The following is a 9,117-nucleotide window of genomic DNA, read 5'->3' on the forward strand; positions in this document are numbered from 1 at the left end:
TGTCTAATCAATATTTCTTCTATATTTTTGTCAAAACAACAAAAAACTCCCCATGACTCATCAAGCCCTGTACGATTCTTTAAACGAAAGTAGTCAATATCTTCTCAAAGTTTTCTCGGTTTTTTATGGAGGAATTAATGGTGCGGGGGAATTTTCATCTTTCCTTTCAAAAATGAAAATTAAAGATGAAGACGGTAAGGCTTTTAATTCTACTTCGGGGGCAGTAAATCGTGATATACTTATCAAAAAAGGCATTTTGGTAAATATTCAATACCAAGGAGGTATTCAATTTAAAGATCATGGGTTCAAAGAATTTCTTACGCAAAAATTATCGCAAGAACCTGATTTTAAGGATATTATAGAAAAAATAAAAACGGAATATCCGACGGGTAGCGCCAATCGTTGGTATTACGATAATACCTATGCAGAGCGTAAAGTTCGTGATTTCAGAATAGCCATTTATAGTAATGATGTTAAATATATTACCGATATTCACAAAAATACTCCTGATGAATTCTATGCTCAATTGTTTGTGGAGGCTCATTATTATGGTTGGGGTTATCAAAATTTGAAACCATATCCTACCTCAGTTGCCCAAGCCGTGTTGACCGCAATCACCGCTCAAAAACTTACGACTTGGCAAGCAATTGATGAATATTTAGACTTTTGGGTGGAATGTAAGTTGCCCAAAAATTCAACGTATGAATACCGTATCATGACGATTCAGTTTTTAAAAGGCGAAATCAAACCCTTGGAAAAATCGCTCAAAAAAGCCATCGCATTGGACTACAGCCAAACGGCAATGTGGGGTTTGGTTGAGGTGATGAACGGGAGGTACGAAGAGGCAATAAAAATCTACGAAGAATCCATTAAATCTTGGAAAAAATGGATGAATAAAAAGAAAGGTTATCCTTCTGAATGGTCGATGGTGGGTTATGCGATGGCTCTGGCCAAAACCAACGAAAGCAAATTATTGAGTTTTTATGAGGAGTATTTGAAGTATGCTGAAAAGAATTTTCACCCCGACCAACAGAAATATGTACTGATGATGGGTTCGTTGTTTTATTTCTTCAAAAATCAAGATAGCGCTGCGGTACATAGTTTGGCAAGACAAAATTTTAATCCAGAATACACCCTCAGCAGCTACGTTTTCTTGTGTCTTTCTTCCAATATTCCCAAAGCTCCTTTTGAAAAAAATCAGGTCAAGGATATTTTAGAAAAGGCCCAAACCTGCGGGTTTAAATTGATTGAACGTGAAGCCCTTTTTCATATTCAATGTAAAGCTGATATTAGCGGAGGACTGTCCATATCTCAGGCAGAACGCTTGGCAGAATTGAATCAATCCATTGGTAATGAAGCACTTGGCAATCTAATTCCTGCCATTGAAGATTGGGAACGAAGCCTTACGGTTTTGGTATCATTGGCGGATTCACTCGAAAATAAAAAGGGTGGAAATGGCAACGAAATAACCGTTCGTTTGGCTTGGATTGTTGATTTTAAGTCGAAAAATCTGCAACCTGTTGAACAAAAATTAGGCAAAACAGGCTGGACGGCTGGGCGAAACATTGCCTTGAAACGTTTTCCAAACAATGATATAGATTTTGCCAGTCCACAAGATTATAAAGTGGCTCGTGTCGGGCTTGAAGAAGAGCAATATTCTTCTGGTTGGGGCAGTTATGGTAGCACGGTGTATAGTTTTAATTGGGATGAAAGCCTGCCACATTTAATTGACCATCCCTATCTTTTCTTGGGTGGTGCTGCGTCTTTGCCCCTTTCCTTGGTGAAAGGCGATGTTTCTTTGCAGATAAAACAAGATAAAAATAGTCTTCAAATTGGCTTCGATAATAACTTTGATAATGTTGGAACTTTCATCGTAAAAGAGACTGCCACACGGTATAAAGTCTTTGAAATCACGCCTTTGCATCTAAAAATTCAACAGAGTTTTGGCGGTAAAAAATCGTTGAGTATTCCATCTTCTGGTAAGGATAAATTGTTAAAATCCTTAGCTCCTTTGTCCAAGCAAATTGCCATTCAGAGTAATCTTGACGAGCAAATCGACAATATGCCTGCTGTAAAAGCCGATACTCGGATTTATGCCCTTTTGAATCCTTTGAATGATGGTTTTCACCTTGAATTATTCGTAAAACCATTCGGGTCAGAAGCTCCGTATATCAAACCTGGCAAAGGTTCAGAGAACATTATTGGCACGGTGAAAGGCGTTCGTTCGCAGACCAAACGAGATTTGAAAAAGGAGTTAAAATCCTTGAAAGAAGTCGAAGAAATGTGCCCTACACTCATGGAAACATCGGGTAAAACTTACGAGTGGATGTTGGATACCGCCGAGGATTGTTTGGACGTAATGATTGAATTGGAAGAACCCAAACGCAAGGATAAATTGGTGATAGAATGGCCCAAAGGTCAGAAGTTGAAGTTGATGGGTAATATTAATTTTGAAACTTTAAAAATGAATATTACCAGTAAAAATAATTGGTTTGAAGTATCTGGCGAGGCAAAAGTGGATGATGGGTTAGTTTTATCCCTTAAAGAATTACTCCTAAAACTAAACGGTGATAGCAATTTTGTGGAATTATCGGACGGTCAATTTGTGGCAATTACCGAAAAACTCCGCAAGTACCTCCAAACGATGCGGGCGGTTTTAGATGATAAAATGCGAGGTAACATATTGGCTTCGAGTACCTTAGAGGAATTGTCTGACGAAGTAAAAAACTTCAAAGCCGATAAAGCATGGAAAGAAAATATCCAACGCTTGAAAGATGTGCGTTCGGTTAGGGCTGAAATTCCGAGTACCTTTCAGGCAGAATTACGTCCTTATCAGGAAGAGGGTTATCAATGGCTTTCGCAACTTTCGCATTGGGGCGTTGGGGCGTGTCTGGCAGATGATATGGGTCTTGGAAAAACGATTCAAGCTTTAGCCATTTTGTTGCAAAGGGCTGAACAAGGTCCGGCTTTGGTGGTTGCCCCGTTGAGCGTTTGTAGAAATTGGGAGAAAGAAGCCCTTAGATTTGCCCCGACTTTGAACCTAATTTTATTTGCTGGAAATGCCCAAGAACGCAAAGAATTATTGCAAAATGCGAGCGGATTTGATGTGGTAGTGGTGAGTTACGGATTACTCCAAACCGAAGAAGAATTATTCAAACAAACCAAATTTTCGACCATACTTTTGGATGAAGCTCAGGCGATAAAAAACCGTACTACAAAACGCTCAAAAACAGTGATGGCTTTGGATGGCGATTTTAGAATAATCACTACGGGAACACCCGTTGAAAATCATTTAGGTGAATTGTGGAATATTTTTAATTTCATCAACCCAGGATTGTTGGGAAGCCATGACAGTTTTAATGAAAGATTTGCCATTCCGATTGAAAAAAATAATAGTTTGGAACGGAGAAAAGCCCTTCAAAAATTAATTAAACCTTTCATTCTGAGACGAAAAAAGAACCAAGTATTAGACGAATTACCCGCAAAAACCGAAATAGTTTTGAACGTACAAATGTCAACCGAAGAACGTTCATTTTACGAATCTGTCCGACAAGATGCGCTTCATCGCATTGAGTCGGATGCGGGAGCTGTGCAAGATAAACGTTTTAGGATTTTGGCAGAATTGACCCGTTTACGTTTGGCATGTTGTCATCCAAAATTAGTAAATCCCGAAATTCCATTGAATAGTTCTAAGTTGGAATTATTCGGGGAAATTGTAGAAGAACTCATTGAAAATAAACATAAAGCCCTGGTTTTTAGTCAATTCACGAAGCATTTGGCGATAATTGAGGAGTATCTAAATGCTCAGAATATCAAGTACCAATACTTAGACGGTAGCACACCAGCCAAACAACGACAAGAAAGAATTGATGATTTTCAGCGAGGAAATGGCGATATTTTTCTAATAAGTTTGAAGGCAGGAGGCACAGGATTGAACCTCACCGCCGCCGACTATGTAATTCACCTCGACCCGTGGTGGAATCCTGCGGTGGAAGACCAAGCCACCGACAGGGCTCACAGAATGGGGCAACAACGCCCAGTAACCGTGTACCGATTTGTAACCGAAGACAGCGTAGAATCCAAAATCTTGAAACTCCACGAAACCAAGCGAGATTTGGCCGATGGATTATTGGAAGGGTCAGAAGGCAGTGGAAAAATGTCTGCCGAACAGTTGATGGATTTGATTCGGGAGCGTTAGACAATAAAAATTTTCTATGGAACACAACGGAACAAAAACCTTTTATGCAGAAAGCAAAACTGCATGGAGCAATTGGCTCATTGAAAACCATCAGCGTGAGTCAAAATTGTGGTTAATTATCTATAAAAAAGACAGCAGTGTCCGAAGCATCACTTACGACCAAGCCGTGGACGAAGCCCTTTGTTTTGGTTGGGTGGATAGTTCAATCAACAAACGAGATGGTGAAAGTTTTTACCAGTATTTTGCTAAAAGAAATCCAAAAAGTAATTGGAGTCGAGTAAATAAATTGAAAATAGAAAAGTTAATTTCGGAAGGATTAATGGCTGATGCGGGCTTAAAAATGGTTGAATTAGCGCAACAAAATGGTACTTGGACGGCTCTGGATGATGTTGAAAACCTTGTCTCCCCGCCCGATTTGCAAGCAGCATTAGACCAAAAAATCTCTTAGCACAAGAATATTTTAATTTGTGCCCACGTTCAGTAAAAAGAGGGATTTTGGAATGGCTCACGAATGCTAAACAATTGGAAACCAGAACAAAAAGAATTAACGAAATAGTAAGTAAAGCGGAACGAAATGAGCGGGCAAATCAGTTTGTAAAGAAATGAATCACTCATGAAACGAAGAACCATGCTCAAATTTCTCCTATCCGTTCCCGTTGTGGGACTTAGTTCCTACATTTTTTTGCACCAAAAATTCTTCGGAAAAGCGCCTTCGGGTAGTCGCTTAGACCGTATTTTGAAATCTCCTAACTATCGAAATGGTGTTTTTCAAAACCTCTCTCCCACCGAAGTAATGCCGAAGGAAGTTTCGAAAATTGGGATGTTGAAAAAATTCATTAATAAATCTAAAAATAATGAACCGCAAGTAGTTATTCCTTCGGTTAAAACGGACTTAAAAAACCTGTCTGCCGAAACGCCAACTATCGTTTGGTTTGGGCATTCTTCGTATCTTATCAAATCCAAAAATATTAATATTTTGGTTGACCCCGTTTTCAGTGGTCATGCCTCGCCCGTGTCATTTATGGTCAAAGCCTTTGCGGGAGCAAATACCTACGGGGTGGAAGATATGCCCGACATTGATATGCTTATTCTCTCGCACGACCACTACGACCACCTTGATTATCAGACAATTATGAAATTAATTCCAAAAGTTGAGAAATTTTACGTGGCTTTGGGCGTGGGCGAACATTTGGAATATTGGGGCGTAAAACCAGAAAATATTGTAGAATTTGATTGGATGGAATCGCTTCAGATTTCACCTGATATTTCCCTCACCGCTACTCCTGCCAGACATTTTTCGGGTAGAAGTTTTACTCGGGCCAAGTCTTTATGGGTTTCCTATGTCTTGAATATTCATGGATATAAAATCTTCCTCGGTGGTGATTCTGGTTATGATACGCACTTCAAAATGATTGGCGAGAAATTCGGCCCTTTTGATTTTGCTTTGTTGGAAAACGGACAGTATAATCTGGATTGGCACTATATTCACAGCCTTCCCGACGAAACCGCCCAAATTGCTCAAGACCTCAACGTGAAGGCTTTTATGCCCGTACATTGGGCGAAATTTGCTTTGGCTTTCCACGACTGGAACGACCCAATGATTGATTTGAAAAAAAGTATTGAAGGTAAAAACCTAAAAATGACCACGCCCATGATTGGCGAACCTGTGGTGTTGGATAAGACTTATCCTGATTCAATTTGGTGGGAAGTTTAGCGGATAAATACAGCTCCCTATAAGAATTATCTTGCATTTGTTTATATTTGTTAATCATCATTTTCAAAAAATAAACTATGGAAAGAAGAGATTTTACCAAAAACATCCTTGCCAGTGCAGGCTTAGTTTCGCTACCTTCATTTATCAAAGGCACTCAAAATCAGTCCATTAATGCTCCGCAAACGCCTTTTAAACTCAAATATGCACCGCATTTTGGCATGTTTGTAAACTCGGCGGGAAAGGACGAAATAGACCAATTGAATTTTATGCACGAAATGGGTTTTCGGGCTTTGGAAGATAATGGAATGATGGGGAAATCGCCCGAATTACAAACTAAAATTGGCGAAACAATGGCAAAATTAGGCATGTCAATGGGCGTTTTTGTGGTTGGTTTTGATAATTGGCCCCCAAAAAGTACGCTCGCAACGGGTGATAAAGAATGGCGAGAAAAATTTTTGACAAAATGCCGTGAAGCCGTAGAAGTAGCTAAACGTTGCAATGCAAAATACATGACGGTTGTTCCCGGAAATTTTCAAAGAGATTTACCGATCGGCATTCAGACGGCTAACGTAATTGAATCTTTGCGACAAGGAGCAGCCATTCTGGAACCGCATAATTTAACCATGGTACTTGAACCGCTTTCTGATAATCCCGATTTATTCCTTCGTAATTCCGACCAAACGTATATGATTTGTAAGGCGGTGAACAGTCCCGCTTGCAAAATTTTATTCGATATGTGGCACATGCAGAGAAATGAAGGACGAATGACTCAACATATAAACTGGACTTGGGACGAAATTGCTTACTTTCAGATTGGCGATGAACCAGGTCGCAATGAACCTACCTCGGGCGAAGTGAATTATAAATATCTTTTCAAACACATCAACGAGAAAACGAAAGCAACCAATCGCAATGAATTTATTTTCGGGATGGAACACGGCAATTCTATCAAAGGCAAAGAAGGCGAAATGAAATTGATTGAGGCTTATCGTTGGAGTGATATTTCTTAATGAATTATGAATTATGAATTATGAATTATGAATTATGGGAAATGTCGATTTAGAATTATCAGTTCCAAATCGACATTTTTTATTTACTGATAACTGCTCACTGATAACTGTTTACTAATTTCCCTCGCTTCTTCATTTCCTTCTAAGTTATTGTCAATCACATCATTAAGCAACTTTTCAACTTCTTTTTTATGGATAGGTTGCTGCTGCATCAAAGCCAAAGCTTCATAAAATTTCCCAGGGTTTGAATATAAATTCTTTTGGAGCGAAAGTGCTTGAAAATACTTAATTGCTTTATCAAATTGTTTCAAACGCAATGCGGTAATTCCAGCATATTTTATGGCTTCACTATCCACATTTTTTCTTTGTAAAATGTCTTCGAAAATTGCCTGAGCTTCTAATAATTTTTGCTCGTTAAATAACCGTAAACCCATCTGCAAACTATCCGCATTTCCGTCCATTTTCACGGGTAAATTCTCAAAATGCTGATGAATGTAGGTATCCGCATATTCCGCTGGATTGAGTGTATCGGTATGCGAAAACCACCAAAAACACAATGCCAAAATAACCGAAGCGGCAATGCCCGAAATCCAAATCATCGGCTTTATTTTACCCGATGGACGATTCGATATTTCTTTCCGTAATACCTCAAATTCGGCTTTTCTTTTCTCTCTCGCTATTTCCTGATTTGCCAATTTTACGTGCGTATAAAAGGCAAGTTCATCCACTAACTCTTCATCCGTAAGGAGTTGATTTTCAAAAACTTGTCTTTCAGAAAGACTCATTTCATTGTTTAGATATTTTTCAATTTGTGCTAACATTTGTGTTATAATTTATGTGGTTGGTATTTCCGAAAATATTGATGGGATGTGTGTTGTAATTATGAATAATTTGGCGCTATGAATTTCAGAACCTTCATTATTTAAATCATCATTCAGTGCTACACTTTATACAATTCTTTCAATTTATCCAGACAACGTAAACGACTGACTTTTGCTACGTTGGCAGTTTGATAGCCCAATTCTTCAGCAATTTTACGATCCGAAAATCCTTCTCCCCAAGCTATTAACATTTGCTGACATTTTTCGCCTAATAATTTCATCTTGTCTTTCAAAACGTTTATATCCTGTTCTGAGATGAGTTTTTGTAAAGCATTTTTAGTATCATCGGGCATGGACAAAACCCAATCTTGCATCGGCTGGGTTTCATGGATGCTCATTTTGTTAGTCGTTGTTTTACGAATAAAGTCAACACATTTATTAGAAAATATTTGATATAGATAAGTTTTTAGCGCCGATTTTCCCTCAAAACGATTATTTTTAACGTTTTCGATAAATGCCAAAATTGTGTCAGTGTATAAACTGACCGCTTCATCTTCCGAAATTTTATGCTTGAAAGTTGCGTCTTTGATGAGGTAAAAATATTGCTCATAAAGTTTATTTTCGGTGGTTCTTTGAAGAATTCCATCACCGATAATTCCTTTTAAAATAGCTTCGCCAGATAGGGTAACACGACTAAAACATTCATCAGCACAAGGGTCTAAATTGGGTTATGATTTATTTAGCGGTACTGATTTAAATATAGTAGGTTTGAATGATTTGGGCTAATCCCTTTTCAAAAATTTAGGCTTCAGAGCATTGATTTTAAGATAATTTCCCGAGACACCCACATTATTGCCAAAGCCACAATCATACCCATCGGCTAAGTATTCTACATTAGCGCCATTCGGAAGAAATATAATACTGAATTTGCAATTTCCAATCCTATAAACTGCTTGATTACCAGATAATTGAATAATAGTTTTATCAATCGTTGCGATATTGTAAGCAGGCCCAGCCGAAACACAATTGAAACGAATAGCAATCTTATCTTTCCCAATTTGTTGAACATCCAAAGAACTAGTAAGTGGATTTCTCCCTCCATCATTCCCATAAAAAAAGCGGTATGAACCGGTAATATCCGGAATTGTCATTTTAGGTATCGTTGTTTCAGCTATTTTTCTCAAAGAGACGGATAATTCTTTTCCATTTATTTTACCGACATCGTACCAACTACCACTCATTAATTCATCCTTCAGCATAACATTATAAGACCCAGTGATATGACCATCTTTTAGGAATTCGGTGAAATATAATGTGCCATCAAGGTCTATTCTTCCTATCAAATCGATAGGACTACCTTGCTTTTTGTAAACC

At 38.3% G+C, this 9,117-nt stretch carries 8 protein-coding genes; 5 read left to right on the top strand and 3 right to left on the bottom strand.

Annotated features, from left to right (window positions below; all coding sequences use genetic code 11):
- The first annotated feature begins 52 nt into the window (after positions 1 to 52).
- The 5 genes from AC1W31_RS06770 to AC1W31_RS06790 all read left to right on the top strand — a co-directional run bounded on the left by AC1W31_RS06770 (position 53) and on the right by AC1W31_RS06790 (position 6,922).
- Positions 53 to 4,198, top strand: coding sequence for an SNF2-related protein (locus AC1W31_RS06770; protein ID WP_481733658.1), 4,146 nt, complete (start codon positions 53 to 55; stop codon positions 4,196 to 4,198).
- A 16-nt stretch (positions 4,199 to 4,214) separates the two neighbouring features.
- Positions 4,215 to 4,646 carry a YdeI/OmpD-associated family protein gene (locus AC1W31_RS06775; protein ID WP_481733659.1) on the top strand — a complete coding sequence of 144 codons (432 nt, stop codon included), beginning with the start codon at positions 4,215 to 4,217 and terminating at the stop codon, positions 4,644 to 4,646.
- 47 nt (positions 4,647 to 4,693) lie between these two features.
- A complete protein-coding gene (locus tag AC1W31_RS06780; protein WP_481733664.1) occupies positions 4,694 to 4,804 on the top strand; it encodes a YdeI/OmpD-associated family protein in 111 nt (36 codons plus the stop codon).
- Between the two features lie 7 nt (positions 4,805 to 4,811).
- The gene (locus AC1W31_RS06785) at positions 4,812 to 5,912 is read left to right on the top strand and encodes an MBL fold metallo-hydrolase (protein ID WP_481733660.1); all 1,101 of its coding nucleotides are present in this window, start codon (positions 4,812 to 4,814) and stop codon (positions 5,910 to 5,912) included.
- A 77-nt stretch (positions 5,913 to 5,989) separates the two neighbouring features.
- On the top strand, positions 5,990 to 6,922 hold the full coding sequence (locus AC1W31_RS06790) for a hydroxypyruvate isomerase family protein (RefSeq protein ID WP_481733661.1): 933 nt from the start codon (positions 5,990 to 5,992) through the stop codon (positions 6,920 to 6,922).
- Between the two features lie 83 nt (positions 6,923 to 7,005).
- On the opposite strand, the gene AC1W31_RS06795 is transcribed toward AC1W31_RS06790, so the two are convergent.
- The 3 genes from AC1W31_RS06795 to AC1W31_RS06805 all read right to left on the bottom strand — a co-directional run.
- Positions 7,006 to 7,743 (bottom strand): tetratricopeptide repeat protein, encoded by a 738-nt coding sequence (locus AC1W31_RS06795; protein ID WP_481733662.1) that lies wholly within the window; start codon positions 7,741 to 7,743, stop codon positions 7,006 to 7,008.
- Positions 7,744 to 7,862: 119 nt separating this feature from the next.
- Positions 7,863 to 8,411 (bottom strand): RNA polymerase sigma factor, encoded by a 549-nt coding sequence (locus tag AC1W31_RS06800; RefSeq protein ID WP_481733665.1) that lies wholly within the window; start codon positions 8,409 to 8,411, stop codon positions 7,863 to 7,865.
- 114 nt (positions 8,412 to 8,525) lie between these two features.
- Positions 8,526 to 9,117, bottom strand: a 592-nt coding sequence (locus tag AC1W31_RS06805) for a hypothetical protein (protein ID WP_481733663.1), incomplete at its 5' end; no start/stop codon positions are given.

The organism is Arcicella sp., assembly GCF_964672035.1.

Coding starts and splice junctions, on each gene's coding strand:
- AC1W31_RS06770 (WP_481733658.1), top strand. CDS start 53: ATGACTCATCAAGCCCTGTACGATTCTTTAAACGAAAGTAGTCAATAT.
- AC1W31_RS06775 (WP_481733659.1), top strand. CDS start 4,215: ATGGAACACAACGGAACAAAAACCTTTTATGCAGAAAGCAAAACTGCA.
- AC1W31_RS06785 (WP_481733660.1), top strand. CDS start 4,812: ATGAAACGAAGAACCATGCTCAAATTTCTCCTATCCGTTCCCGTTGTG.
- AC1W31_RS06790 (WP_481733661.1), top strand. CDS start 5,990: ATGGAAAGAAGAGATTTTACCAAAAACATCCTTGCCAGTGCAGGCTTA.
- AC1W31_RS06795 (WP_481733662.1), bottom strand. CDS start 7,743: ATGTTAGCACAAATTGAAAAATATCTAAACAATGAAATGAGTCTTTCT.